At 67.0% G+C, this 24,623-nt stretch carries 28 protein-coding genes; 15 read left to right on the top strand and 13 right to left on the bottom strand.

Annotated elements, in window-relative coordinates; translation table 11 throughout:
• Nucleotides 1–42: 42 nt before the first annotated feature.
• From AC5Y4S_RS14325 to AC5Y4S_RS14305, 5 genes are all read right to left on the bottom strand, one after another.
• Nucleotides 43–465: an MmpS family transport accessory protein gene (locus AC5Y4S_RS14325; protein WP_500033404.1), complete on the bottom strand. Its 423-nt coding sequence runs from the start codon at nt 463–465 to the stop codon at nt 43–45.
• A gap of 314 nt (nt 466–779) precedes the next feature.
• A complete protein-coding gene (locus AC5Y4S_RS14320; protein WP_067151708.1) occupies nt 780–1,109 on the bottom strand; it encodes a hypothetical protein in 330 nt (109 codons plus the stop codon).
• 195 nt (nt 1,110–1,304) lie between these two features.
• Nucleotides 1,305–1,763: a DUF5078 domain-containing protein gene (locus AC5Y4S_RS14315; RefSeq protein WP_068181455.1), complete on the bottom strand. Its 459-nt coding sequence runs from the start codon at nt 1,761–1,763 to the stop codon at nt 1,305–1,307.
• 66 nt (nt 1,764–1,829) lie between these two features.
• Complete coding sequence (locus tag AC5Y4S_RS14310) at nt 1,830–2,738, bottom strand: crotonase/enoyl-CoA hydratase family protein (protein WP_500033403.1); 909 nt, start codon at nt 2,736–2,738, stop codon at nt 1,830–1,832.
• Between the two features lie 8 nt (nt 2,739–2,746).
• A complete protein-coding gene (locus tag AC5Y4S_RS14305) occupies nt 2,747–3,058 on the bottom strand; it encodes a hypothetical protein (RefSeq protein WP_068103140.1) in 312 nt (103 codons plus the stop codon).
• 79 nt (nt 3,059–3,137) lie between these two features.
• Here AC5Y4S_RS14305 and AC5Y4S_RS14300 point away from each other — a divergent pair, with 79 nt between their 5' ends.
• On the top strand, nt 3,138–4,382 hold the full coding sequence (locus tag AC5Y4S_RS14300; protein ID WP_500033402.1) for a hypothetical protein: 1,245 nt from the start codon (nt 3,138–3,140) through the stop codon (nt 4,380–4,382).
• Between the two features lie 57 nt (nt 4,383–4,439).
• On the opposite strand, the gene AC5Y4S_RS14295 is transcribed toward AC5Y4S_RS14300, so the two are convergent.
• From AC5Y4S_RS14295 to AC5Y4S_RS14285, 3 genes are read right to left on the bottom strand one after another with little or no spacing between them, the layout of a single operon-like run.
• Nucleotides 4,440–4,682, bottom strand: coding sequence for a hypothetical protein (locus tag AC5Y4S_RS14295; protein WP_500033401.1), 243 nt, complete (start codon nt 4,680–4,682; stop codon nt 4,440–4,442).
• 44 nt (nt 4,683–4,726) lie between these two features.
• Nucleotides 4,727–6,751: a prolyl oligopeptidase family serine peptidase gene (locus tag AC5Y4S_RS14290; protein ID WP_500033400.1), complete on the bottom strand. Its 2,025-nt coding sequence runs from the start codon at nt 6,749–6,751 to the stop codon at nt 4,727–4,729.
• Between the two features lie 23 nt (nt 6,752–6,774).
• On the bottom strand, nt 6,775–7,617 hold the full coding sequence (locus AC5Y4S_RS14285) for a class I SAM-dependent methyltransferase (protein WP_500033399.1): 843 nt from the start codon (nt 7,615–7,617) through the stop codon (nt 6,775–6,777).
• An 88-nt stretch (nt 7,618–7,705) separates the two neighbouring features.
• Between AC5Y4S_RS14285 and exaC the strand changes: the two genes are divergently transcribed.
• The 6 genes from exaC to AC5Y4S_RS14255 all read left to right on the top strand — a co-directional run bounded on the left by exaC (nt 7,706) and on the right by AC5Y4S_RS14255 (nt 12,309).
• Nucleotides 7,706–9,229, top strand: coding sequence for an acetaldehyde dehydrogenase ExaC (gene exaC / locus AC5Y4S_RS14280; RefSeq protein WP_500033398.1), 1,524 nt, complete (start codon nt 7,706–7,708; stop codon nt 9,227–9,229).
• The gene (locus AC5Y4S_RS14275; RefSeq protein WP_500033397.1) at nt 9,229–9,726 is read left to right on the top strand and encodes a DUF779 domain-containing protein; all 498 of its coding nucleotides are present in this window, start codon (nt 9,229–9,231) and stop codon (nt 9,724–9,726) included. Before exaC ends, AC5Y4S_RS14275 begins: the two co-directional genes overlap by 1 nt.
• Before the next feature lie 19 nt (nt 9,727–9,745).
• The gene (locus tag AC5Y4S_RS14270) at nt 9,746–10,024 is read left to right on the top strand and encodes a putative holin (protein ID WP_500033396.1); all 279 of its coding nucleotides are present in this window, start codon (nt 9,746–9,748) and stop codon (nt 10,022–10,024) included.
• The gene (locus AC5Y4S_RS14265; protein WP_500033395.1) at nt 10,017–10,544 is read left to right on the top strand and encodes a hypothetical protein; all 528 of its coding nucleotides are present in this window, start codon (nt 10,017–10,019) and stop codon (nt 10,542–10,544) included. Before AC5Y4S_RS14270 ends, AC5Y4S_RS14265 begins: the two co-directional genes overlap by 8 nt.
• 75 nt (nt 10,545–10,619) lie before the next feature.
• Nucleotides 10,620–12,017 carry a dihydrolipoyl dehydrogenase gene (gene lpdA / locus AC5Y4S_RS14260; RefSeq protein ID WP_500033394.1) on the top strand — a complete coding sequence of 466 codons (1,398 nt, stop codon included), beginning with the start codon at nt 10,620–10,622 and terminating at the stop codon, nt 12,015–12,017.
• 7 nt (nt 12,018–12,024) lie between these two features.
• A complete protein-coding gene (locus AC5Y4S_RS14255) occupies nt 12,025–12,309 on the top strand; it encodes a hypothetical protein (protein ID WP_500033393.1) in 285 nt (94 codons plus the stop codon).
• Here AC5Y4S_RS14255 and AC5Y4S_RS14250 read toward each other — a convergent pair.
• Nucleotides 12,306–12,863, bottom strand: a complete 558-nt coding sequence (locus AC5Y4S_RS14250) for a carboxymuconolactone decarboxylase family protein (protein WP_500033392.1) — start codon at nt 12,861–12,863, stop codon at nt 12,306–12,308. The genes AC5Y4S_RS14255 and AC5Y4S_RS14250 overlap by 4 nt on opposite strands.
• Nucleotides 12,860–14,284 (bottom strand): acetate metabolism transcriptional regulator RamB, encoded by a 1,425-nt coding sequence (gene ramB / locus AC5Y4S_RS14245; RefSeq protein WP_068128011.1) that lies wholly within the window; start codon nt 14,282–14,284, stop codon nt 12,860–12,862. The genes AC5Y4S_RS14250 and ramB overlap by 4 nt, the downstream gene beginning before the upstream one ends.
• Before the next feature lie 162 nt (nt 14,285–14,446).
• On the opposite strand from ramB, the gene AC5Y4S_RS14240 reads away from it, so the two are divergent.
• From AC5Y4S_RS14240 to AC5Y4S_RS14225, 4 genes are all read left to right on the top strand, one after another.
• Nucleotides 14,447–15,241, top strand: a complete 795-nt coding sequence (locus tag AC5Y4S_RS14240; RefSeq protein ID WP_085187708.1) for an acyl-[acyl-carrier-protein] thioesterase — start codon at nt 14,447–14,449, stop codon at nt 15,239–15,241.
• Between the two features lie 286 nt (nt 15,242–15,527).
• Nucleotides 15,528–16,814, top strand: a complete 1,287-nt coding sequence (aceA, locus tag AC5Y4S_RS14235) for an isocitrate lyase (protein ID WP_500033391.1) — start codon at nt 15,528–15,530, stop codon at nt 16,812–16,814.
• A gap of 155 nt (nt 16,815–16,969) precedes the next feature.
• Nucleotides 16,970–17,833, top strand: a complete 864-nt coding sequence (locus AC5Y4S_RS14230; RefSeq protein WP_500033390.1) for a 3-hydroxybutyryl-CoA dehydrogenase — start codon at nt 16,970–16,972, stop codon at nt 17,831–17,833.
• Between the two features lie 83 nt (nt 17,834–17,916).
• Nucleotides 17,917–18,777: a cyclopropane mycolic acid synthase family methyltransferase gene (locus AC5Y4S_RS14225; protein WP_500033389.1), complete on the top strand. Its 861-nt coding sequence runs from the start codon at nt 17,917–17,919 to the stop codon at nt 18,775–18,777.
• Between the two features lie 24 nt (nt 18,778–18,801).
• On the opposite strand, the gene pcaA is transcribed toward AC5Y4S_RS14225, so the two are convergent.
• The 3 genes from pcaA to AC5Y4S_RS14210 all read right to left on the bottom strand — a co-directional run bounded on the left by pcaA (nt 18,802) and on the right by AC5Y4S_RS14210 (nt 21,537).
• Complete coding sequence (pcaA, locus tag AC5Y4S_RS14220; protein ID WP_500033388.1) at nt 18,802–19,665, bottom strand: cyclopropane mycolic acid synthase PcaA; 864 nt, start codon at nt 19,663–19,665, stop codon at nt 18,802–18,804.
• Nucleotides 19,666–19,809: 144 nt separating this feature from the next.
• Nucleotides 19,810–20,823 carry a prenyltransferase gene (locus AC5Y4S_RS14215; RefSeq protein ID WP_068112701.1) on the bottom strand — a complete coding sequence of 338 codons (1,014 nt, stop codon included), beginning with the start codon at nt 20,821–20,823 and terminating at the stop codon, nt 19,810–19,812.
• A 12-nt stretch (nt 20,824–20,835) separates the two neighbouring features.
• A complete protein-coding gene (locus AC5Y4S_RS14210; RefSeq protein ID WP_067151728.1) occupies nt 20,836–21,537 on the bottom strand; it encodes a TetR/AcrR family transcriptional regulator in 702 nt (233 codons plus the stop codon).
• A 133-nt stretch (nt 21,538–21,670) separates the two neighbouring features.
• Here AC5Y4S_RS14210 and AC5Y4S_RS14205 point away from each other — a divergent pair, with 133 nt between their 5' ends.
• The 4 genes from AC5Y4S_RS14205 to AC5Y4S_RS14190 all read left to right on the top strand — a co-directional run bounded on the left by AC5Y4S_RS14205 (nt 21,671) and on the right by AC5Y4S_RS14190 (nt 24,623).
• Complete coding sequence (locus AC5Y4S_RS14205; RefSeq protein ID WP_500033387.1) at nt 21,671–23,014, top strand: DUF445 domain-containing protein; 1,344 nt, start codon at nt 21,671–21,673, stop codon at nt 23,012–23,014.
• 84 nt (nt 23,015–23,098) lie between these two features.
• Nucleotides 23,099–23,518, top strand: a complete 420-nt coding sequence (locus AC5Y4S_RS14200) for a helix-turn-helix domain-containing protein (RefSeq protein WP_068127036.1) — start codon at nt 23,099–23,101, stop codon at nt 23,516–23,518.
• A 146-nt stretch (nt 23,519–23,664) separates the two neighbouring features.
• A complete protein-coding gene (gene hbhA, locus AC5Y4S_RS14195; protein ID WP_068112711.1) occupies nt 23,665–24,258 on the top strand; it encodes a heparin-binding hemagglutinin HbhA in 594 nt (197 codons plus the stop codon).
• A gap of 101 nt (nt 24,259–24,359) precedes the next feature.
• Entirely contained in the window at nt 24,360–24,623 is a 264-nt protein-coding gene (locus tag AC5Y4S_RS14190; protein WP_081665208.1) for a DUF2516 family protein, read from the top strand.

The raw sequence follows: 24,623 nt of genomic DNA, 5'->3' as shown, positions 1-24,623 counted from the left end.
TCTCGGGGTGTGCGTCGCGCGCGAATTCGGCGAATCGACTCCTCACGCGGACTTCACCACGCAGAAGGTGAAGGCGTGGACGCCGTTGGAGATTCGCTCGGCCTTGACCACGTCGTCCACCGTGATGCGGCAGCCGATGCTGTCGCTATCGCCCCGCGCCGTGAGGTTTCCCATCATGGCCGCCTTGTCGGTGGTGACGCGCAGCGTCCACGGCAACGGTGCACCGTCGATGCGTTGCGGGTCGGCGTTCACGTCGAAATAGCTGATGTCAGCGACGGTTCCGGGCGGCCCGAAGACCTCGTAGACAATTCGTTTCGGGTTGAACGGCTTGGGATTCTGCAGGTTGCTGTCGGCATACGATTCGCGTTTTTCCGAGCCGAAGTAGCCGTGGACCCGATACACGATGAAGCCACCGACCATGACGACCGCCAGGATGATCAGTGGAATCCACGTTCGGGACAGCACCTTTAAAATCGGAATCCCTTTCAGCGGTCGGTAGTTCTGCGTGCGGTCCGTCGCCGCCGAACGTGGTCAACTACGGATCGCCGCGCTGCGCCCGTCCGCCGATCCCGGTAGGAAAACAGCCAAGGCTTACCTAAGTAAATCACGGCCAGGTGTGTCGCCCGCCCTGGGACCGTTGACTCCTTCCCCTCGCGCCCTGGAGTGTAACGCATATCACGTGCGTAACCGGAAATCGTCTGCGAGCTGTGACCTGGCACAGGATCTAGCCGGCCGGCACCGCCGCGGTCACAATCGTTGGCACGGTGCCGATTTCGCGCTCAGGCGTAGGTGCGCAGCTGCACCATCTTGCGCATGACGTCGCTCAGCTTGTGCACCGGCGCGCCGCACGTCAGGCAGTAGCCGCCCGGGCAGCGGTTGATCCGGTCGACCTGCGCCAACACCTGGGTCTTGAGCCGGCGCAGGCAGCCGATGCACAGGATCTCGACGACATTGCCGGACGGGTCGAGGTTCGGCCGGTTGCATTGGTCGACGGCGTGGCGGTAGACGATGTGCGTCGCGCGGTTGGTGCAGCCGCCCTCGGATTGGCACGTGATGTCCTGCCAGTCGAGAGTCGCCAACGCGTCCGACTGGGGATCTACCGCGCTCATCGCGTCCCCACGGGGCCGCGGCATCCCGGCATGAGCATCATGTCAGTCCTGTAGAAGGTGGTCGAGCGGACCGGTATCCCCAATTGCACGGAATGCCAGTCAAGAACTATTGATTTGTCCCCTAAAGCGGGGAAATAAACGATTCCCGACAGTCGCCGATCTTAAACCGGCTCGTGAATAAAGACCAGAGTGGATCTACGACCAGTTCCAGACCGACATGTCGCCGGGCGGGTATTGGTTGCACACGTCGGTGGCCTTGGCGACGACGCCCTTGTTGTTGAAGAAGATCTTCATGTGATTGACCCAGGCGAAGGTCAGCGGATCGCCGTTGTAGAAGTTTTCGGAATAAGTCCTGCGGTCCGCCGGCGACAGCGAGTAAAACCAATGCGCCTTATCGATCGTCGCCTGCTGAAGGTTGGCGTGGTTGTTGAAGTCGATCATGTACCGCTGGTAATACACCGGGCTGGTGTCCCGGACGGCGGCCAGGTACTGCTCGGCGTCGCAGGTGGTCTCGATCTGCCTGCGCGGGACGGGGAAGTCTTCCGTGGAGTCGGCCGCGGCCGTCTTCGGGAAGGTCGCAGCCGCGATGCTCATGGCTACCAGGAAAGCAACAAAAACGACGCCTGCGCGCAGGCCGGAACTCAGCCGAGACATAGTCGTTACGGTAGCACTTTCTCCGGCCGCAATGGGGCGCCCGCTGCAAATTCGTAGTTGATCTCACTATCCATCGCGATCAGGCACGATGACGTGACGGGGATCGGGCCGCAGCTCCGGCGGGGCCTGGCTGTAATCGCCGAACGGGCCGTCGCGGCGCTCGACCGCCGCGCGCACGCCCTGGGTCTGGGCCGTCTCGATGAAGTCGAGCGCTTCGGGGGTGTTGCGCATCAGGCCGTCGAGGATGCCGCCCAGCATCTGGGTGGAGGCCAGGCCCATGTTCTCGTAGGCCTGGTTGACGACCAGCTTCTGCGCCCGCAACTGCGACAACGGGATTCGCGCCAGCTCGGCGGCGATCTCGGCGACGCGCGCCTCGAGCCGCTCGAACGGCACCGCCTCGTTGATCAACTCGACCTCGGCGGCCTGAACGCCCGTCAAGGGCCGGCCGGTCAGCGCGTGCCACTTGACCTTGGCCAGGCTCAGCCGGTAGAGCCACATGCCGGTCAGATACGCGCCCCACATCCGGCTGTACGGAGTGCCGATCACGGCGTCCTCGCTGGCGATCACGAGGTCGGCGCACAGCGCGTAATCGCTGCCCCCGCCGACGCACCAGCCGTGCACCTGCGCGATCACCGGTTTGGTTGCCCGCCAGATGGCCATGAACTTCTGATGCGGTCCGGTCTCGCGGGCCGTGATCACCGCGAAGTCCTTGCCGGGATCCCACTTGCCGTCGGTCATCATGGCGTCCTCCCAACGCTGGAAGCCGCCGCCGAAGTCGTAGCCAGCGCAGAACGCGCGGCCGGCGCCCCGCAACACGATGACCTTGACGCCCTGGTCCCGCTCGGCCAGCCCGATGGCGGCCTCGATCTCGTCGGGCATGGGCGGAACGATGGTGTTGAGGTGGTCGGGGCGGTTCAGCGTGATGGTGGCGACCGGGCCGGCCGTCGCGTACAGCAGGGTCTCGAAGGCGGGCATGGCTTCCTTTAGGGGTCGGGCTGCCGGTTTTCCGGCGACGACGCGTAGATGCGGCCGCCGATCTTCAGATAGGGCGTCGTCAGGTAGGCCGAGAAGGCGACGACGGCGGAGAAGATGGCCGCCACGACGACGGCGTTGGGCCAGAGCTTGCCCACCCCGGCCGCGAACGAGACGATCCCGATAATCGAGGTGGCCCAGTAGAACCGCCGGCCCGGGCGGCGTTCTTTGATGAACCGGTAGCGCGCTTGCGCCGCCCCGGCCACGACGAAGATCAAACCGGTAGCCAGCAGGGTGAGTTCGATGCGTTCGGTGGCTGCCACGCGACGATCCTATGGCCGCTAGCATGTCCACCAGGTGGGGGTATCGGAAGGTCTGCCGAGGCTGATCGGGCAGTGCGCAATGGGCAAGGTTATCCCGGCGGTGGCCGCGGCCGTGATAGCGCTGGCCCCGCTCGGCGTCCCGGCCGCCACAACCGGTGTGGCACAGGCGGCGCCGTGCGCCGGCGATGGGTCGAACCCGGTGTCCTGCCAGAACTGCCTGTCTTACGTGGAGATGTACCACACCGCGAACGTCTGCTACAGCGCCGCGCCGCCCCGCACCGCCCAGCCGCCCCCGACCCGGGTGCCGGTGCCCGAGCCGGAGCCGGTTCCGCTGGAGCCGGCGCCGCCGGTGCAGCCGCCCCGCGCCGTTCCGCCGAGCCCGACGTCCCCCACCCCGATTCCGGTGCAGACCTCGAAACTGCCGCCCAGTACGCGAGGAAGCGCTCCGGTGGTGGCACCGCCGAAGGCACTGGATGTGCCGCCGAACGAGGTCGCGGACGCCAAGGCCGCTCCCGCGACGCGCATCAACCCCGCCAGGCCACTCGAGCCGCCGAGCCAGGTGTACGACTTCAATCAGCAGGTGCGCAATGTGGTCGACGCCCATAACGGCAACGTCGACGTGGTGAAGGCGGACAACCAGGAACTGGTGCGCCCCCGGCACTGGGACTACGTCGACTACGACGACAACCACCGCCCGGTCCTGTTCAACCCGCTGGGCGAGGCGATGACGTTCCGCTACTTTTACGACGGCGCCTATCGGGAGGCGTTCGTGCCGGCCGGGGGCCGCATCGTGCTCGACGCCGCCGCCGCCGGCGTGTTCCCGTTCACCGGGGTCGGTTACAGCCACGTGGTGGCGGGCAGCTTCTACGGCGGGGCGTGGATACCGCCGCCGGACTCGAGCGGCCCGCCGCCGCCGAACTACAACCCACCGGCGCCCCCGGAGGTGTACGAACACGTCGCCGCCGATATCGCCGCGGACAACCAGACCGTCGAAGTCGGCCAGGTCGTGGTCCTCGGGCACGACGCCGGACAACCCGCGGGCAGCCAGGACACCTTCCTGCTCGACGACTCCACCCTGGCCTGGGGTCAGGTGAACGATCCCAGCAACCCCGCCCAGATCAGGGTCACCAGGACCCAGTCGCTACCGGCCGCGGGGCCGACCGACAACGGCAGCTATCTCGCGGCGCTGGCCGCCCTCAAGCAGCCCGCCCCGCACTCCGAACCCTGGTGGCCTTCGGCGCTGCGCTACGGCGGGCTCGCGATCGCCGTGGTCGGGGTCGCGTGGCTGATCGGGCGCCGCAACCGGAGCGAGGATCAGGCCTAGTGCCGACCGCAAGCGCGGCGCCTGCGCCGGGCGCCGCGGGTCGGCACCATCAGGGCTTTACGGGTGATTGACGCAGAACGCCACACACATGGCGTCGACCGGAATGGACACCCAGTGCGCCTGCCCGTCGGCCTGTGGCTCGCAGTAGATCGGGCCGGGAACCCCCCAGACCTTCGCTCCCACCGGCGAGCACGGCTTTCCGAGGTCGGTGTCGGCGTGCGCGGGGCCGGCTCCGAGGACGATCGCGATCGGGGCGATCGCCGTCACTGTCGCCAAGCCGATGAACCTCAGTGCTCCCATGATCCACGCCTTCCTCGACAACATTAGTTAGATCGCCTTCGAGCTTAACCGTTGCTCAGCATCCGCCACAGAAAGGAGAAGCTGAGCGCGGACTTGAAGGCGACCTGCTCGTTGTCGGCCGCGCCGGCATGCCCGCCCTCGATGTTCTCGTAGTAGGCGACCTGGTGGCCGGCGGCCTCGAGCGCGGCCGTCATCTTGCGGGCGTGGCCCGGATGCACCCGGTCGTCGCGGGTGGACGTGGTCATCAGCACCGGCGGGTAGTCGCGGGTGTCCGAAATGTTCTGGTAGGGGGAGTACTCGGAGATGAAGTCCCAGTCGTCGGGATTGTCCGGGTCGCCGTATTCGGCCATCCACGACGCCCCGGCCAACAGCAGGTGGTAGCGCTTCATGTCCAGCAGCGGCACGTCGCACACCAGCGCGCCGAACTTCTCCGGGTACTGGGTCAGCATGATGCCCATCAGCAGGCCGCCGTTGCTGCCGCCCCGCGCACCCAGCTGCCCGACCGTGGTGACGCCGCGGTCCACCAAATCGGTTGCCACCGCGGCGAAGTCCTCGGCGACCTTGTGCCGGTTCTCGCGCATCGCCTGGGTGTGCCAGCCAGGCCCGTACTCGCCGCCGCCGCGGATGTTGGCCAACGCGTAGGTGCCCCCGCGGGCCAGCCACAGCCGGCCCAGCACGCCGCTGTAGGCAGGGGTGTTGGCGGTTTCGAATCCGCCGTATCCACTCAGCAGCGTGGGCCCGGGGCCGTCTGAGCCGGCGCGCCGTACGACGAAGTACGGGATCGACGTGCCGTCCTTGGACGCGACGAAATGCTGTGACACCGAGAGGTTTTCGGCGTCGAAGAACGACGGGGCGGATTTGATCGGCTCGAGTGGCGAGTCGGCGGTACCCCGCATCAGGCGCGACGGCGTGACGAAACCGCTGGAATCGAGGAAGAACTCGTCGCCCTTGTCGTCGGCGGCGACGACGACGGTATTGGTCGCGGGCGGGATGCCCGCGACCGGCTCGCGGCGCCACTCGCCCCGTGACGAGGGCGGCGTGACGATCTCCACCCGGCTGGCCACGTCGGCCAGCGTGACCATGAGCAGGTGGTCCTTCGTCCACGCGTAGTGGTTCAGGGCGGTGTGCTCGTCGGGCTCGAACACGACGCGCAATTCCGCTGTGCCCGTGAGGAATTCGTCATAGTTGGCGGCCAATAGCGAACCCGCGGCGTATGTGGCGTCGCCGAGGTACCAGTCGGTGCGCAGCTCGATCAGGATCCACTCGCGGTGCATCGACAGGCCCGCGTCGGTGGGCGCGTCGATGCGGATCAACTCCGTGCCGCGCAGCTCGTAGACCTCTTCGTTCCAGAAGTCGAGCGCCCGCCCCAGGAAGGTGCGCTCGAAGCCCGGGGTCCGATCCACCGAGGCGGAGACCCGGACGTCGGAACGGGCTCCCTCGAAGACGGTCTCCGCGTCTTCCAGCGGGGTGCCGCGCCGCCATCGCTTGATCACGCGCGGGTAGCCGGACTCGGTGAGCGAATCGGCGCTGAAGTCGGTGCCGACCAGCACCGTGTCCGGGTCGGCCCAGGCGATCTGCGACTTCGCCTCGGCAAGCTCGAACCCGCCGGGGACGAATTGGCGTGTGAGCATGTCGAATTCGCGCACGATCGACGCGTCCGAGCCGCCGCGGGACAGGCCGACCAGCGCCCGGCTGTGGTCGGGTTCGAGGACACCGGCGCCCGCCCACACCCACTTCGTGTCGTCGAGGCGGCCCAACTCGTCGACATCGATGAGCACGTCCCACTCCGGGGCGGTGGTGCGGTAGCTGTCCAGCGTGGTGCGGCGCCACAGCCCGCGCGGGTTGGCGGCGTCGCGCCAGAAGTTGTAGAGGTATTCGCCGCGGCGGACCACGTACGGGATGCGGGCATCGGTGTCGAGCACCTCGAGGGCCTCGGCGCGCATCCGCTCGAACTCTTCGTCGCAGAACTCGGCCAGGGTGGGCTCGTTGCGCGCGCGCACCCAGGCCAGCGCGTCCTCGCCGGTGACGTCCTCGAGCCAGAGGTAGGGGTCGTCGGTCATGACCGCCATTCTGACGGCCGGACGTCGGGCGCCTACGACGCCCTTGTGACGACCGCGGTCCAGGGCAGCTGCAGTGAGCCGTCGTGTTCGTAGGGCGCCAGGGACTGGACGAGTGTCGCCCGGACGGCCTGTAGTTGGCCGGGGTCCATCGAGCCGACCAGTTCCGCCAGCGGCCCGGCGATGGCGGAGATGTATGTCCAGTGGTCCTCCACGCTGTCGAATCGCATGACGCCGGTGAGCTCTTCGACCGCGACGTCCGGGAAGCCCGCCGCGCCCACGAGCTTGTGGTTCTGCTCGCGCGTGGAGAGCGAGAAGATGCCGCCGGGCGCAAAGGGGTCCCCGGGCGGCGCGACCCCGTTCTGCAGCAGCGCCGCGACGACCTGGAAGATCCACGGGTTGCGCTCCGGCGGCCCCCAGGTCGCGTAGGCGCAGCGGCCGCCCTGCCGCAGCACGCGTCGGATCTCCGCGACCGCCCGCTCCTGCTGGGGGATCAACATCAGCCCGAACCGCGAAAGCACCCCGTCGACGCTGTCGTCGGGCAGGTCGATCTGCTGCGCGTCGATGACGCGGCACTCGACGTTGGCCAAGCCCAGTTGGTCGGCCCTGCGGCGAGCCGCCGACACCATCGCCGGCACGAAATCACTGGAGATGAGGCGCCCCGTCGAACCGAGCCGAGTGGCGGCGAGGAAGCCGGTTTCCCCGGGGCCGGCGGTCAGTTCCAACACCGTCTGTCCCGGCTGCGGATCGACCTGTTCGACGAGCCACTCCGACACCGGCCGCGCGTCGGCGAAAAGGCGGTCTCGATGCTTGTCCCATGCCGGTGCGACCGCGCTCCAGTGGCGCATGGCCGCCTCGGGCGAATTGATTTCGGACATGCCAACCCCCAACGTCCGACCCCGACTCTACTGGGTGGCCGCGGCGTACTGTGAGCATTGTCACGCGAATGAACAAGGAGCTGAACCGATGACTGTTTTCGCACGTCCGGGCGCTGCCGGGGCGTTGATGTCGTACGAATCCCGGTACGAGAACTTCATCGGGGGCCAGTGGGTGGCTCCCGCGGGCGGACGCTATTTCGAAAACCCGTCGCCGGTCACCGGCCAGACCTTCTGCGAGGTCGCGCGCTCCGACGAGGCCGACATCGACAAGGCGCTGGACGCCGCGCACGGCGCGGCCCCGGCGTGGGGCAAGACCGCGCCCGCCGAGCGGGCAGCGATCCTGAACAAGATCGCCGACCGCATCGAGGAGAACACCCCGGCGCTGGCGGTGGCCGAAGTCTGGGACAACGGCAAACCGGTCCGCGAGGCGCTGGCCGCCGACATCCCGCTGGCGGCCGACCATTTCCGGTATTTCGCGGCGGCCCTGCGCGCGCAGGAGGGTTCGCTGTCGCAGATCGATGACGACACCGTGGCCTACCACTTCCACGAGCCGCTCGGGGTGGTGGGACAGATCATTCCGTGGAACTTCCCCATCCTGATGGCCGCCTGGAAGATGGCGCCGGCGCTGGCGGCCGGCAACGCGGTGGTGCTCAAACCCGCTGAGCAGACACCCGTTTCGGTGCTCTACCTGATGTCGCTGATCGGCGACCTGTTGCCGGCGGGGGTGCTCAACGTGGTCAACGGCTTCGGCGCCGAGGCCGGCAAGCCGCTGGCGTCGAGCAACCGGATCGCCAAGGTCGCGTTCACCGGCGAAACCACCACCGGGCGGCTGATCATGCAGTACGCCAGCCAGAACCTGATCCCGGTCACCCTGGAGCTCGGCGGCAAGAGCCCCAACATCTTCTTCAACGATGTCATGGCCCAAGGTGACGACTTCCAGGACAAGGCGCTGGAGGGCTTCACGATGTTCGCCCTCAACCAGGGCGAGGTGTGCACCTGCCCGTCGCGCAGCCTGATCCAGGCCGACATCTACGACGAGTTCCTCGAGCTCGCCGCGATCCGCACCAAGGCGGTCCGGCAGGGCGACCCGCTGGACAGCGAGACAATGTTGGGTTCGCAGGCGTCGAACGACCAGATGGAAAAGATCCTGTCCTACATCGAAATCGGCAAAAACGAAGGCGCGCGGGTCATTTGCGGCGGCGAGCGCGCCGAGCTGGGCGGCGACCTGGCCGGCGGCTACTACATGCAGCCGACGATCTTCGCCGGCGACAACAAGATGCGGATCTTCCAGGAGGAGATCTTCGGGCCGGTGGTGGCGGTGACGTCGTTCACCGACTACGACGACGCGATCTCGATCGCCAACGACACCCTCTACGGCCTGGGCGCCGGCGTGTGGAGCCGCGACGGCAACACCGCCTACCGGGCCGGGCGCGACATCCAGGCGGGCCGGGTGTGGGTCAACTGCTACCACGCCTACCCGGCGCACGCCGCGTTCGGCGGCTACAAGCAGTCCGGCATCGGCCGGGAGAACCACAAGATGATGCTCGACCACTACCAGCAGACGAAGAACATGCTGGTGTCGTACTCGGAGAAGGCGCAGGGATTCTTCTGATGCGCGCCGGCGACGATGCAGAGCGCAGCGATGAGGAGAAGCGGCGCCATGATGCCGTGGGTGCCGTGATCACCGCCGCGGCCGCGGACCTGCTGGCAAGGCTGCAGGAGCGGCATGGCCCGGTGATGTTCCACCAGTCCGGCGGCTGCTGCGATGGGTCGTCGCCGATGTGCTACCCGCGCGGGGATTTCCTGGTCGGCGACCGCGACGTGCTGCTTGGCGTGCTCGACGTCGGCGACGGAGTGCCGGTGTGGATCTCGGGCCCGCAGTACCAAACCTGGAAGCACACCCAACTGGTCATCGACGTCGTTCCGGGACGCGGCGGCGGGTTCAGCCTCGAGGCGCCCGAGGGCGTGCGGTTCTTGTCGCGCGGGCGCGTCCTCTCCGACGAGGAGCAGGCCGAGCTGGCGGCCGAATCCGTCATCACTGGCGCCGCCTACGAGCGTGGCGAACGCCCGTCGGCGCGCGGCCCGGTGGTGACGCCCCGCGCCGGATGACGGCGCTACCCTCGTCAGCGTGATCCCGCTCCCGCGTCCCTGGCAGCTGGCCGGCGCCATGCTGATCGGCTGTGCCGTCGGGTTTTTGGCCGGGGTCGCGCTCACCGTGCTGGTGCAGGCGAGGATCCGGCCCGACGTCGTCATCGCGCTGGTGGTCGGGGTCCCCGCCGTGTTCGGGTTGCTGACGGTCCTGTTCTCCGGGCGCCGCTGGGTCACCGCGCTCGGCGCGTTCATCCTGTCGCTCGGGCCGGGTTGGTTCGGCGTGCTCGTCGCCCTGCGGGTGGCCGGCGGTGGCTGACGAGGAGGACACGGGCACCCAGTCATGGGTCCCGGACTTTTCCGACGACGACGACAGCGGGCCGCAGCCGGCGGCCGAGTCAGCCCCGGAGGAAAAGGGCCGCGCCACCGACGAGGGCGCCACCGACGAGGGCGCCACCAACGAGGGCGAGGCCGAAGCCGGCGGGCTGCCGGTGCAACCGGTCGCCGTGCCCGGTCGCTACCAGCACCTGCGGTGGTGGCACCTGGTTCTGGTCCTCCTCGGCGGGTGGATCGTGGCGGGCGTGGTCGGGCTCGGGCTCTTCTACTGGTGGTATCACTCGATCGACAAGACGCCCGCGGTGTTCACGGTCCTGGTGTACGTCGTGGCGTGCGCGGTGGGTGGCGTGCTGCTGGCGATGGCTGAGGGCAGGGCGTTGATCTCCGCGCTGTCGCTCGCGGTGATGTCGGGGCCGTTTGCATCCGTCGCCGCCGCGGCGCCCCTGTACGGCTACTACTACTGCGCCCACACGGGCCACTGCCTGATCGGCGTCATCCCGTAGTAGGCCATTAGGGTGGGGCTCGTGACTTCTCACGGCGTTGTCGAGTGAGAAGTCACCGCCCACTAATGTGGGCTCGTGACTTCTCACTATGACGTCGTCGTCCTCGGAGCCGGTCCCGGCGGGTATGTCGCGGCCATTCGCGCCGCGCAGCTCGGTTTCAACACCGCCATCGTCGAGCCGAAGTACTGGGGCGGTGTCTGCCTCAACGTCGGCTGCATCCCGTCCAAGGCGTTGCTGCGCAACGCCGAGCTGGCGCACATCTTCACCAAAGAGGCCCAGGCCTTCGGCATCAGCGGCGACGCGACCTTCGACTACGGCGTCGCCTTCGACCGCAGCCGCAAGGTGGCCGAGGGCCGCGTCGCCGGCGTGCACTTTTTGATGAAGAAGAACAAGATCACCGAGATCCACGGGTACGGCCGCTTCACCGACCCGCACACGCTGTCGGTCGACCTCAACGAGGGTGGGACCGAGACCGTCACGTTCGACAACGTCATCATCGCCACCGGCAGCAGTACCCGGCTGGTGCCCGGCACCTCGCTGTCGGAAAACGTGGTCACGTACGAGGAACTGATCATGACGCGGGAGCTGCCCGAGTCGATCGTCATCGCCGGGGCCGGGGCCATCGGCATGGAGTTCGGCTACGTGCTGAAGAACTACGGCGTCGAGGTCACCATCGTCGAGTTCCTGCCGCGCGCGCTGCCCAACGAGGACGCCGAGGTGTCCAAGGAGATCGAGAAGCAGTTCAAGAAGCTGGGCGTCAAGGTCTTGACCGGGACCAAGGTGGAGGCCATCAACGACGACGGTTCGGTGGTCACCGTCAGCGTCAGCAAGGACGGCAACTCCGAGGACCTCAAGGCCCAAAAGGTGTTGCAGGCCATCGGTTTCGCGCCCAACGTCGAGGGCTACGGCCTGGAGGCGGCCGGCGTCGCGCTGACCGACCGCAAGGCGATCGGCATCACCGACTACATGCGCACCAACGTCGAGCACATCTACGCCATCGGCGACGTCACGGGGAAGCTGATGCTGGCCCACGTCGCCGAGGCCATGGGTGTGGTCGCGGCCGAAACCATCGCCGGCGCCGAGACTTTGGCCCTAGGCGACTACCGCATGCTGCCGCGCGCGACCTTCTGTCAGCCGAACGTCGCCAGCTTCGGGCTCACCGAACAGCAGGCCCGCGACGAAGGCTACGACGTCGTAGTGGCGAAGTTCCCGTTCACCGCCAACGCCAAGGCGCACGGGGTGGGCGACCCCAGCGGCTTCGTGAAGCTGGTCGCCGACAGCAAGTACGGCGAGCTGCTGGGCGGGCACCTGATCGGTCACGACGTGTCCGAGCTGCTGCCCGAGCTGACGCTGGCCCAGAAGTGGGACCTGACCGCCACCGAGCTGGCCCGCAACGTGCACACCCACCCGACCATGTCCGAGGCGCTGCAGGAATGCTTCCACGGCTTGACCGGCCACATGATCAACTTCTGAGCTCGTCGTGACGGGCAGCGACACCACCGCCACGACCGTGGGCGCCATCGGCGGGGTCGCCGCGGGTTACGTCCTGTGGTTGGTGGCCTTTTCGATCGCCGACGACAACGCGGCGGTGGGTAATTGGGCCCCGACGGTGTTGCTCGGCTCCGCGGTGCTCGCGGTATGCGCCGTGCTGTGGGCTTTGGTGCAACGCCGACGCGGGAAGTACGCGTGGGCGGGGTTCGGCTTTGGCCTGCCCGTCGCGCCCCTGGCGCTGACGCTGGCCGTGCTGGCCGACGTCTACTTCTAGCGCGGCTTGTCCAACGGGATGGCCAGCGCCGACATCGTCGCGGCCAGGCCGTCGTATTGGCTTGCCAGCAAGCAGAATTCGATGAGCTGGCGCCGATCCAGGTGAGTGGCCAGCTCCCGCCAGGTCGCGTCGCTGACCGTGCGGTCCTTGACGAACTCGTCGGTGGCCGTCAGCAGCGCCTGCTGGCGCACGGTCAGGCGAGCCTCGACCCGGTCCAACGTCTCGGGCCACGCGAAAATCGCGGCCTGCAGGTCGTCGTCCAGGCCCTGATGGCGCGCCATCCCGCGGTGGTGCTGCAGCTCGTATTCGCAACCGCGCACGTGCGCGACCCGCAGGATCACCAACTCGGTGTCGATCGCCGGCAGCCGGCCCCGCAGCAGCCGTCCGCTGTACATCGACCAGGTCCAGAACAAGGCCCGGCGCTGCCCCAGGGTGGTGAACAGGTGCATCTCCGGCACCCCCATCCGGCGCGCGGCCGCCTTCGCCATTACCCAGTTGATCGGCCCCAGCTCGCGGAAGCGCCCCGACGGGATCCGGCCGGCTTGCGCGGTCACGGTTGCTTCACCAGATACGGGGACACGGTGCTGCGGTGCTCGTCGAGGTCCAGCGCGCGGCCAAGCGCCGGGAACGCCCGCTGCGGGCAGTTGTCGCGTTCGCAGACGCGGCAGCCCGCGCCGATCGGTGTGGCCACTGTTCCAGGTCCTCCCGAGACGTCGAGCCCTTCCGAGTAGACGAGCCGGTGCGCGTGCCGGAGCTCGCAGCCGAGCCCGATCGCGAAGGTTTTACCGGGCTGACCATACCGCGCGGCGCGGCGCTCCACGGTGCGGGCCACCCACATGTAGTTGCGGCCGTCGGGCATCTGGGCGATCTGCACCAGGATCTTGCCCGGGTTGGCGAACGTCTCGTAGACGTTCCACAGCGGGCAGGTCCCGCCGCTGGACGAGAAGTGAAAACCCGTGGCGGACTGGCGTTTTGACATGTTGCCGGCGCGATCCACCCGGACGAACGAAAACGGCACCCCGCGCATCGTCGGCCGTTGCAGCGTCGAAAGCCGGTGTGCGATGGTCTCGTAACTCACCGAGTAGAACGACGACAGCCGCTCGACGTCGTAGCGGAAGTTCTCGGCGACGTCGTGGAATTGGCGGTAGGGCAGCACCGCGGCCGCCGCGAAGTAGTTGGCCAGCCCCAGCCGCGCCAGCGTGTGCGACTCCTCGCTGGTGAACTTGCCCTCGGCCACCAGGCTGTCGATCAGGTCGCCGAACTCGAGGTAGGCCAATTCGGCGGCCAACTTGAACACCTGCTGACCCGAGGACAGGTGGTTGCTGATCTCCAGCGTCCGGGTGCCGGGGTCGAAGCGGTGCAGCACGGTGTCGCCCAGGTCGATGCGCCGGGTGATGTGCACCCCGTGCACCTCGGTGAGCCGGCGGGTCAGCTCGCGGGCCAGGTCGCCGTGGTGCAACCGCATCGTGACGGTGAGGTCCTCGGCCGCGGTGTCCAGCTCGTGCAGATAGTTCTGGCGTTGGTAGAAGTAATCGCGCACCTCTTCGTGGGGCATGGTGATCGACCCAGTGCCGCTGCCGTCGGTATAGCGCTCCTCGGTGGCGGCGGCCAGCTGCGCGGTGGTGATCCGGTAGCGCCGGTGCAGGTTGACCACGGCGCGGGCCAGGACCGGATGGGCGTTGACCATTTCGGCGACCTCGGTCGGCTCGACGTCGATGTCCAGGTCGCGGTCCATGGTGACCTCGCGCAGCTCGGCGACCAGCCGGGTGTCGTCCTGGGAGGCGAAGAAGGTCGCGTCCACCCCGAACACCTCGGTGATGCGGAGCAGCACCGCGACGGTCAGCGGGCGAACGTCGTGCTCGATCTGGTTGAGGTAGCTCGGCGAGATCTCCAGCATCTGGGCCAGCGCGGCCTGGGAAAATCCGCGTTCGTTGCGTAGTTGCCGAACGCGGGAGCCGACGAAGGTTTTTGCCATTTAACGAAGAATACCGGCCGGTGTGAAGGTGCCGTTAGCAGAGTTGGCACGGCGTCGCTTTCGCGTCGCGATTGGTGTTTTGAAGTTGCGCTTTGGCAGTATTCGCATCGCGGGCCGGGGTTAACCTGGGATACCGATGCGGAGGGAACGGGGAGCACAGCCGTGAGCCTGGACAAGACACTGATGCCGGTGCCGGACGGGCACCCGGATGTATTTGGTCGCGAGTGGCCGCTCCGGGTCGCCGACATCGACCGCACCGGCCGGCTGCGGCTCGACGCCGCCGCCCGGCACATCCAGGACATCGGCCAGGACCAGCTGCGCGAGATGGGTTTCGAGGAGACCCACCCCCTGTGGATCGTCCGGCGCACCATGGTCGACCTGATCCGCCCGATCGAGTTCCAGGACATGTTGCGGTGCCGGCGCTGGTGTTCGGGCACCTCGAACCGGTGGTGCGAGATGCGGGTCCGCATCGACGGTCGCAAGGGCGGCCTGATCGAGTCCGAGGCCTTCTGGATCAATATCAACCGGGAAACGCAGATGCCGTCGCGCATCGCCGACGACTTCCTGGCGGGCCTGCACAAGACCACCTCGGTGACCCGCCTGAAGTGGAAGGGCTACCTCAAGCCGGGCAGCCGCGACGACGCGACCGAGATCCACGAGTTCCCGGTCCGGGTGACCGACATCGATTTGTTCGACCACATGAACAACTCGGTGTATTGGAGCGTGATCGAGGATTACCTGGCTTCGCATCCCGAGCTGCTGCGGTGGCCGCTGCGCACCACGATCGAGCACGAAGCACCGGTCGCGCTGGGCGACAAACTCGAGATCATCTCGCATGTCCACCCCGCCGGTTCGACCGATCAATTCGGTCCGAACCTGGCCGACCGGGCTGTTACAACGCTCACATATGCGGTCGGCGACGAGACAAAAGCCGTCGCCGCGATCTTCGCTTTATAGCGGTACCGCCGGTCCCCCCAATTTGCGTCCTGACCTGCGAAAATACGGTTACTGACCGGTAGCTTCTGAAACGGTTAAGTTTGCGTTCATCTTCGCAAAGTTTGCAAAATGGGGCCTTCGTGTTGCCGAAATTGGCAAATGAAACGGGTGGACCTGCAGGAACAAGCTGTGCCATCTTCGAGTTAGCACGCCAGTGAAGTTGAGCCCTAGCTACCGCCGCAAGGCGGGTGGCGTGGACCGTTCAGCGTCAGTTCAGCAATTGAAGACCGTTTAAGGAGTAAGCCCAATGTCTGTCGTTGGCACGCCCAAGAGCGCCGAGCAGATCCAGCACGACTGGGACACCAACCCGCGGTGGAAGGGTGTCACGCGCACCTACTCCGCCGAGGACGTCGTCGCGCTGCAAGGCACCGTTGTCGAGGAGCACACCCTGGCCCGCCGTGGCGCGGAGGTGTTGTGGGAAGAGCTGCACGACCTGGAGTGGGTCAACGCGCTGGGCGCGCTGACGGGCAACCAGGCCGTGCAGCAGGTTCGCGCCGGCCTCAAGGCCATCTACCTGTCGGGGTGGCAGGTCGCCGGTGACGCCAACCTGTCCGGCCACACCTACCCCGACCAGAGCCTGTACCCGGCCAACTCGGTGCCCCAGGTGGTCCGCCGGATCAACAACGCGCTGCAGCGCGCCGACCAGATCGCCAAGGTCGAGGGCGACAAGTCGGTGGAGAACTGGCTGGCGCCGATCGTCGCGGACGGCGAGGCCGGCTTCGGCGGCGCGCTCAACGTCTACGAGCTGCAGAAGGCCCTGATCGCCGCCGGCGTCGCCGGTTCGCACTGGGAGGACCAGCTGGCCTCGGAGAAGAAGTGCGGCCACCTCGGCGGCAAGGTGCTGATCCCGACCCAGCAGCACATCCGCACCCTGACCTCGGCCCGGCTGGCCGCCGACGTGTGCGGCGTGCCGACCGTCGTGATCGCCCGCACCGACGCCGAGGCGGCGACGCTGATCACGTCCGACGTCGACGAGCGTGACCAGCCGTTCATCACCGGCGAGCGCACCAAGGAAGGCTTCTACCGGACCAAGAACGGCATCGAGCCCTGCATCGCGCGGGCGAAGGCCTACGCGCCGTTCGCCGACCTGATCTGGATGGAGACCGGCACCCCCGACCTGGAGGTCGCGCGGAAGTTCTCCGAGGCGGTCAAGGACGAGTACCCGGACCAGATGCTGGCGTACAACTGCTCGCCGTCGTTCAACTGGCGCAAGCACCTGGATGACGGCACCATCGCGAAGTTCCAAAAGGAGCTTGCCGCAATGGGATTCAAGTTCCAGTTCATCACGCTGGCCGGCTTCCACGCGCTGAACTACTCGATGTTCGATCTGGCCTACGGCTACGCCCGCAACCAGATGAGCGCCTACGTCGAGCTGCAGGAGCGCGAGTTCGCCGCCGAGGAGCGTGGCTACACCGCCACCAAGCACCAGCGCGAGGTCGGTGCCGGTTACTTCGACCGGATCGCCACCACCGTGGACCCCAGCTCGTCGACCACGGCGTTGACCGGTTCCACTGAAGAGGGTCAGTTTCACTGAGGATGAGCGGGCTTGCCCGCGAAGACGAAGTGAAACCGAAGGCGTAAGTCACTAGGACGAGTGCCAACTCGCGGCTGAAGTAGCATAGGCCCCGCCCGGCCAAGCTGGGCGGGGCCTATTGCGGTGCACGACAACACGACTGGAGAGAACGACAAGTGAGTGACGCAGAGATCCAGCGGGTCGGGGTTGTCGGTGCCGGGCAGATGGGCTCCGGCATCGCCGAGGTCTCCGTCCGCGCGGGAGTCGACGTAACGGTGTACGAGCCGACCGAGGCACTGATCGCGGCGGGACGCAACCGCATCGTCAAGTCGCTGGAGCGGGGCGTCAGCGCCGGCAAGGTGACCGAGCGGGAGCGGGACAGCGCGCTCGGCAAGCTGACCTTCACCACCGACCTGAAGGACCTGGCCGACCGCCAGTTGGTGATCGAGGCCATCGTCGAGGACGAGGCCGTCAAGGCCGAGCTGTTCGCCGAACTGGACCGGGTCGTCACCGATCCCGACGCCGTGCTGGCGTCGAACACCTCCAGCATCCCGATCATGAAGGTCGCGGCGGCCACCAAGAATCCCCAGCGCGTGCTGGGCCTGCACTTCTTCAACCCGGTCCCGGTGCTGCCGTTGGTCGAGTTGGTGTGCACGCTGGTCACCGACGAAGCCGCCGCCGCGCGCACCGAGCAGTTCGCCGGCGCGGTGCTGGGCAAGCAGGTGGTGCGCTGCTCGGACCGGTCCGGCTTCGTGGTCAACGCGCTGCTGGTGCCCTACCTGCTCTCGGCGATCCGGATGGTGGAGGCCGGCTTTGCCAGCGTCGAGGACGTCGACAAGGCCGTCGTCGCCGGGTTGTCGCACCCGATGGGACCGCTGCGGCTGTCCGACCTTGTCGGCCTCGACACCCTCAAACTCATCGCGGATAAAATGTTCGAGGAATTCAAAGAACCGCAATACGGTCCACCGCCGCTGCTGTTGCGCATGGTCGAGGCGGGTCGGCTGGGCAAAAAATCCGGTCAGGGTTTCTATACTTACTGACGCGGCCGGTGTCCCTGTAGCAACCGATCTGCGCATCCGATATCATCCTCCCGGTCAACAAACGAGAGGTGTATCGGGCAACCATGACTTCGTTGGAGCCGTATTACGAAGAGTCGCAATCTATCTATGATGTATCGGACGAGTTTTTTGCCCTATTCCTAGACCCGACAATGGGCTACACCTGCGCTTACTTCGAGCGAGACGATATGACCCTCGAGGAAGCGCAGAATGCGAAGTTCGACCTGGCGCTGGGAAAACTGAACCTCGAGCCCGGGATGACGCTGCTCGATGTCGGCTGCGGTTGGGGCGGGGCGCTGCAACGGGCGGTCGAGAAGTTCGACGTGAACGTGATCGGAATTACCCTCAGCCGCAACCAGTTCGAATACAGCAAAACCAGGCTGGCGGGGATCCCGACCGAGCGCAACGTCGAAGTGCGGTTGCAGGGCTGGGAAGAGTTCGACGACAAGGTCGACCGGATCGTCAGCGTCGGAGCATTTGAAGCGTTCAAGGCCGAGCGTTGGCCCGCGTTTTTCGAGCGCGCCCATGACATCCTCCCCGACGACGGCAGGATGCTCCTGCACACAATTTTGGCGCATTCACAGAAGCAGATGCACGAGCGCGGCATCGCTTTGACGATGAGCGACGTGCGGTTCACGCGATTTATCTACACCGAAATCTTCCCGGGCGGCCAGTTGCCGGCGCAGGAAGATATTTTTCCGCTGGCGCACGCTGCCGGATTCAGTGTCGAAAAAGTGCAATTGCTGCGCGAGCATTATGAACGGACGCTGAATATCTGGGCGGCCAACCTGGCGGCGAACAAAGAAAAGGCGATAGCCATCCAGTCCGAGGAAGTCTACGAGCGCTATATGCACTATTTGACGGGGTGCGAGGACTTCTTCCGCAAGGGCATCAGCAACGTCGGCCAGTTCACCCTGGCCAAGTAACGTTTCGGGGGCCGGCGCCGCCGGTCACTTCTCACACGTGAACTGGTTGACGTCCGTGTAGCCCTGGCGGAACAACTTGGCGCAGCCGGTGAGGTACTTCATGTACCGGTCGTAGACCTTCTCCGACTGGATCGCGATGGCCTGGTCCTTGTTGGACTCGAGTGCGGCGGCCCATATTTCCAGCGTCCTGGCGTAGTGCAGCTGAAGTGACTGGATTCGGGTCACGTTGAAACCGGCGTCGCCGGCGTGCTCTTCGACCGACGGGATCGTCGGCAGCCATCCGCCGGGGAAGATCTCGGCCAGGATGAACTGGGTGAAGTGAACGACCTCGTGGGTCAACGGGGTGCCCTGGGCCCTGGCCTCTTTGAAGGTCGGACGCGAGATGGTGTGCAGCAGCATGACTCCGTCGGCCGGCAGCACCCGGTAGGCCATCTTGAAGAAGTGGCCCCACCGTTGGCGGCCGAAGTGCTCGAAGGCGCCGATGGAGACGATGCGGTCGACGGGCTCGTCGAACTTCTCCCAGCCCTCCAGCAGTACCTGCGCCGAGCGGTTCGTGTTCAGCCCGTCGAACATCTGCTGGACGTGCTCGGCCTGGTTCTCCGACAGCGTCAGGCCCACGACGTTGACGTCGTACTTCTCGATGGCGCGCCGCAGCGTGGCGCCCCAGCCGCAGCCGATGTCGAGCAGCGTCATGCCCGGCTGCAATCCGAGCTTGCCCAGCGACAGGTCGATCTTGGCGATCTGCGCCTCCTCGAGCGTCATGTCGTCGCGCTCGAAGTAGGCGCAGCTGTAGGTCTGGGTCGGGTCCAGGAACAGTCGGAAGAAGTCGTCGGACAGATCGTAGTGCGCCTGCACGTTCCCGAAATGCGGCGTGAGCTGCACGGACATGAGTAGTAGAGCCTTTCTGTATCTCGGGGTTTCCGGGCGGGCTGGCGACCATGCGCCGCGGTTCACCCCCGATGCATCCCCTGCATGCTAGCCGTTAAGGCTGCACAAGTCGCATTCCAAAGTCGGCTTTGCGTCACACGTACGTCACACAGCCGTGCGCAACACGGCGCCGATTGCGAGCCCCAGGACCAGCAGCGCGCCCGCCTGGCGCACGTGCACCCAGGCCAACGCCGCGTACCACAGCGGCCACACCGGGAAGTTCGGTGGCGGTTCGTCGGGCCTCGGCCGACGGAAATACGGCCACACCTTCGCCAGCCGCGGCAGCGCCAACACGACGATCAGTGCGGGCCAGGGCATCGCCCCCACGGCGACGGCGATGGCCACCAGCGCGTAGAAGCCGACCATCATGCCCAGCGTGACGGCCCGGGCGCGCGCCTCGCCGAGCAGCACGGGCAGGGTCCGGATGCCAAGCGGCTCGTCGTAGGGGATCTTGTCGATGTGCTTGCCCATCAGCACCGTCGTGCACAGCAGGCCGTACGGCAGCGATGCGACGACGACGTCCCACCCGACCGCGCCGACCGCGGAGTAGTAGGTGCCGCACACCATCAGCGGTCCCCACACCACGAAGACGTCCGGCTCGCCGAGGCCGCGCTTCTTCAGCCGCAGCGGTGGCGCCGTGTAGGCGACGCTGAGCGCGAACCCACCGAGCGCGAACGCCACCACCGGCCATCCCCGCGCCCACGCCAGCGTCACCAGGATGGCCAGATCCGCGACGTTGACCGCCAGGATCGCCAGCCCGAGCGTGCGCCGGCTGATCAGCCCCGACAGCACCGGATGCGGGGCGTACAAGGCGCGCGGGTAGGTGGCGCTGTCGGTGCCGACCTGGGTGTCGTAGAGGTCGTTCATCAGGTTGTTGGCGGTGTGCGCAAGCGTGATGCCCAGCACCGCCAGGACCAGCCAGCGCCAGTCCAGCCCGGGTTTGCCGACCGCCAGCAGGGCCGCCACCAGCCCGGAGACCAGGGTCATCGGCAGCACCGCCGCCCGGGTGACCACGAGCCACCGCGTGACGGCGTCGACCGGCCCGTCCGGGGGCGGGTTGGTGGTGCGAAGCGCGTAGGCCCACGACCGGAGGCGCGAGCCGGCGCTCACGTCAGCCATCGGGGCCCGATGTCATGGCGCCCGCGGCGGCACGATCGGCGACGGGTGCGGCTGCTCGCGGAACTTCTCCAGCGAGCCGCCCGCCTCGACGATGCCGCAGATCGCGCTCCAGCTCAGCATGGTCAGGTAGTCGATCAGCTCGTCGGCGGTCATCCGCGGGTCGGAAATCCACGAGTGGGTCGCGAGCTGCACGCCACCGACGATCATGTAGGCCCACGGCTCCACGCCGCCGGTGTCCATCCCGGCCTCCTGCATGCGGCGGCGCAGCATCATTGCCAGCATGCGGGCGATGATTCGCTCGGAGTCGGCGATCACCTTGCTCTTGGTCGGCGAGCTGTTGGCCATCACGAACCGGTAAGGCTCCGGTTCGTCGGCAACCGTCTCGACATACACCCGGATGATCTCGCGGGTCAGGTCGAAGCCGTCCAGGTTGGAGGTCAGCGCGCCCGCCATGTTGGGAATCAGCGTGGACTGCGCGAAGCGCATCAGCACCGCGGTGGTCAGGTCGTTCTTGTCGACGAAGTAGCGGTACAGCACGGTCTTGGAGACCCCGATCTCCGCCGCGATCTCGTCCATGCTCAGGAAGCGGCCGCGCTGCCGGATCGCCACGATCGTGCCGTCCACCAGCTCATTGCGGCGCTCCACCTTGTGTTGGTGCCAGCGCCGCTTGCGACCATCCGTCTTTACGGTCACAGCCCGGATCCGCTCTGCCACTGCCGCCGCTTCTCACTCATCAGACGCCCCTGATACTACGGCTTGCCGGGGGTCTTTTGGCGGACGGGCCGCGCGAGCGGGGGCTGTCCAAGCAGGGCGGTAACACTAACCGGCCGCGGCGAGACATGATGGTGTGGTGACACACCGAGCCTCCCCTGGAGGCCGAGCAGCGGGCCCGCCCGCAGCGAGGCCGACGTCCCTGGCGGAATCGTTCGCCGGGGCGGATCCGGAGGCCGACGCCGAGCGGCGGGTGGCGCTGCGCCGGATGAAGCTGGTGGCGCTGAGCTTCCTGGTCGGCGCCACGGGCCTGTTCTTGGCCTGCCGGTGGGCGCAGGCCCACGCCGTCACGGCAACCTGGGTGGGCTACGTCGGTGCGGCCGCGGAGGCCGGGATGGTGGGCGCGCTGGCCGACTGGTTCGCGGTCACCGCGCTATTCAAACACCCGCTGGGCATACCGATTCCGCACACCGCGATCATCAAGCGCAAGAAGGACCAGCTCGGCGAGGGCCTGGGGACCTTCGTGCGGGAGAACTTCCTGTCGCCACCCGTCGTCGAGACCAAGTTGCGCGACGCCCAGGTGCCCAGCCGGCTCGGTAAGTGGCTGTCGGAGGCCGCGCACGCCGAGCGGGTGGCCGGCGAGACGGCGACGGTGCTGCGGGTGCTGGTGGAGCTGTTGCGCGACGAGGACGTGCAGCAGGTGATCGACCGGATGATCGTGCGCCGCATCGCCGAACCGCAGTGGGGCCCGCCGGTGGGCCGGGTGCTGGCGACCCTGCTGGCCGAGAACCGCCAGGAGGCCCTGATCCAGCTGCTGGCCGACCGGGCGTTCCAGTGGTCGCTGAACGCCGGGGAGGTGATCCAGCGCGTCGTCGAGCGTGACTCGCCGAGCTGGTCGCCCCGGTTCATCGACCACCTCGTCGGCGACCGGATCCACCGCGAGTTGATGGACTTCACCGACAAGGTGCGCCGCAACCCCGACCACGAGTTGCGCCGTTCGGCGACGCGTTTCCTGTTCGAGTTCGCCGACGACCTGCAGCACGATCCGGAGACCATCGCGCGCGCGGATGCGGTCAAGGAGCAGCTGATGGCGCGCGACGAGATCGCCACCGCGGCCGCGACGGCGTGGAAGACCCTGAAGCGGCTGGTGCTCGAGGGCGTCGATGACCCGTCCAGCGCGTTGCGAACCCGCATCGCCGACACCGTGGTCCGGATCGGGGAGTCGCTGCGCGACGATGCCGACCTGCGCGACAAGGTCGACAGCTGGATCGTGCGGGCGGCCCAGCACCTGGTTTCCGAGTACGGGGTGGAAATCACCGCGATCATCACCGACACGATCGAGCGCTGGGACGCGGAGGAGGCCAGCCGGCGCATCGAGCTGCACGTGGGTCGCGACCTGCAATTCATCCGGATCAACGGCACGGTCGTCGGGTCCCTGGCGGGGCTGATCATCTACGCCGTCGCCCAGCTGCTTTTCTAGGGGTGCTAACAAGTGCTTGCAAAAGCAAGCACTGGGTCGTAGTCTGGGGCCGTAAGCCAGGCCACCCGACCCGAGGAGTACTCGATGCCGCAGGAGGAGAAGCTCTCCGCCAAGGTTTCGACGGCCGCCTCCGATATGGCCTCCGACCTCGGCAGCTTCATCCGCGACCTGCGTGAGAACGCACAGGTCTCGGTGCGACAGCTCGCCGAGCGGTCCGGCGTCAGCAACCCGTACCTGAGCCAGGTGGAGCGTGGACTGCGCAAGCCGTCGGCCGACGTCCTGAGCCAGATCGCGAAGGCGCTGCGGATCTCCGCCGAGGTGCTCTATGTGCGGGCCGGGATCCTCGAGCCCAGCGACAAGAACCAGGTGCGCGACGCCATCATCACCGACACGGCGATCACCGAGCGCCAGAAGCAGATCCTGCTCGACATCTACGCGTCATTCGCCGAGCAGAACGAATCCAATTTCGAGGAGAGTCCGAGCGAACCTGACAGCGACGAGTGACGCGTTCGCAGTCGCTCCGATGACACCAATGAGTTGGTGACGCATAGATGCCAGTGCGCTTGGTTACCCGAAGGGAAGGGGTTTGACGCCAGGCCCATCGAAGTCGCAGTAACACCGATAAGAAACAAATTATGAAAGGAAACACCATGGCTGAAAACCCGAACGTCGACGACTTGCGGGCTCCGTTGCTGGCGGCGCTCGGCGCGGCCGACCTGGCGCTCGCCACCGTCAATGACCTGATCACCAACCTGCGCGAGCGGGCCGAAGAGACCCGCACCGAGACCCGCAGCCGGGTCGAGGAGCGCCGCGCTCGCCTGTCCAAGCTGCAAGAGGACCTGCCCGAGCAGTTCACCGAGCTGCGCGAGCGCTTCACCTCCGAGGAGCTGCGCAAGGCCGCCGAGGGTTACCTGGAGGCCGCGACCAGCCGCTACAACGAGCTGGTCGACCGCGGCGAGGCCGCCCTGGAGCGCCTGCGCAGCCAGCGGCCCTTCGAGGACGCGTCGGCGCGTGCCGAGGGCTACGTCGACCAGGCCGTCGAGCTGACCCAGGAGGCGCTCGGCACCGTCGCGTCGCAGACCCGCGCGGTCGGCGAGCGCGCCGCCAAGCTGGTCGGCATCGACCTGCCCAAGAAGGCCGAGTCGGCCAAGAAGGCCACGGCCAAGAAGGCGCCCGCCAAGAAGGCTCCGGCCAAGAAGGCCCCGGCCAAGAAGGCGTCGGCCAAGAAGGTCACCCAGAAGTAACCTCCACGCGCGACTCCGAGTTGTCCCCGGGCAACTCGGAGTCGACGTTTTGGACGGTGCCCGCATACCCTTGATGCGTGACCCACGCCGTGAGCATCGTCATGTTCGTCCTGCAGATCGCCGTCGCGCTGACGGCCGTGTACGCGTTTGTGCACGCAGCGCTGCAGCGAACCGACGCCTATACCGCCGCAGACAAGCTGACCAAGCCGGTGTGGTTGGTGATCCTCGGCGTGGCCGTGGCGCTCTCCTCCGTGCTGAGCTTCGTGTTCGGCGTGCTGGGCATGGCGATCGCCGCCTGCGCCGCCGGGGTGTATCTGGTCGACGTGCGGCCGAAACTGCTTGAGATTCAGGGCAAGTCGCGCTAG

The organism is Mycobacterium sp. NGS64, assembly GCF_059812245.1.
The sequence above is the reverse complement of the archived record's forward strand: the minus strand, read 5'-3'. Positions and strand labels throughout refer to the sequence as shown.

Coding starts and splice junctions, on each gene's coding strand:
- exaC (WP_500033398.1), top strand. CDS start 7,706: ATGACTGTTTTCGCACGTCCGGGCGCTGCCGGGGCGTTGATGTCGTAC.
- AC5Y4S_RS14290 (WP_500033400.1), bottom strand. CDS start 6,751: ATGGCGGTCATGACCGACGACCCCTACCTCTGGCTCGAGGACGTCACC.
- AC5Y4S_RS14285 (WP_500033399.1), bottom strand. CDS start 7,617: ATGTCCGAAATCAATTCGCCCGAGGCGGCCATGCGCCACTGGAGCGCG.
- pcaA (WP_500033388.1), bottom strand. CDS start 19,665: ATGTCCGTGCAGCTCACGCCGCATTTCGGGAACGTGCAGGCGCACTAC.
- AC5Y4S_RS14320 (WP_067151708.1), bottom strand. CDS start 1,109: ATGAGCGCGGTAGATCCCCAGTCGGACGCGTTGGCGACTCTCGACTGG.
- AC5Y4S_RS14300 (WP_500033402.1), top strand. CDS start 3,138: ATGGGCAAGGTTATCCCGGCGGTGGCCGCGGCCGTGATAGCGCTGGCC.
- AC5Y4S_RS14190 (WP_081665208.1), top strand. CDS start 24,360: ATGTTCGTCCTGCAGATCGCCGTCGCGCTGACGGCCGTGTACGCGTTT.
- AC5Y4S_RS14295 (WP_500033401.1), bottom strand. CDS start 4,682: ATGGGAGCACTGAGGTTCATCGGCTTGGCGACAGTGACGGCGATCGCC.
- AC5Y4S_RS14200 (WP_068127036.1), top strand. CDS start 23,099: ATGCCGCAGGAGGAGAAGCTCTCCGCCAAGGTTTCGACGGCCGCCTCC.
- AC5Y4S_RS14315 (WP_068181455.1), bottom strand. CDS start 1,763: ATGTCTCGGCTGAGTTCCGGCCTGCGCGCAGGCGTCGTTTTTGTTGCT.
- AC5Y4S_RS14225 (WP_500033389.1), top strand. CDS start 17,917: ATGACTTCGTTGGAGCCGTATTACGAAGAGTCGCAATCTATCTATGAT.
- aceA (WP_500033391.1), top strand. CDS start 15,528: ATGTCTGTCGTTGGCACGCCCAAGAGCGCCGAGCAGATCCAGCACGAC.
- AC5Y4S_RS14310 (WP_500033403.1), bottom strand. CDS start 2,738: ATGCCCGCCTTCGAGACCCTGCTGTACGCGACGGCCGGCCCGGTCGCC.
- hbhA (WP_068112711.1), top strand. CDS start 23,665: ATGGCTGAAAACCCGAACGTCGACGACTTGCGGGCTCCGTTGCTGGCG.
- AC5Y4S_RS14275 (WP_500033397.1), top strand. CDS start 9,229: ATGCGCGCCGGCGACGATGCAGAGCGCAGCGATGAGGAGAAGCGGCGC.
- ramB (WP_068128011.1), bottom strand. CDS start 14,284: ATGGCAAAAACCTTCGTCGGCTCCCGCGTTCGGCAACTACGCAACGAA.
- AC5Y4S_RS14215 (WP_068112701.1), bottom strand. CDS start 20,823: ATGGCTGACGTGAGCGCCGGCTCGCGCCTCCGGTCGTGGGCCTACGCG.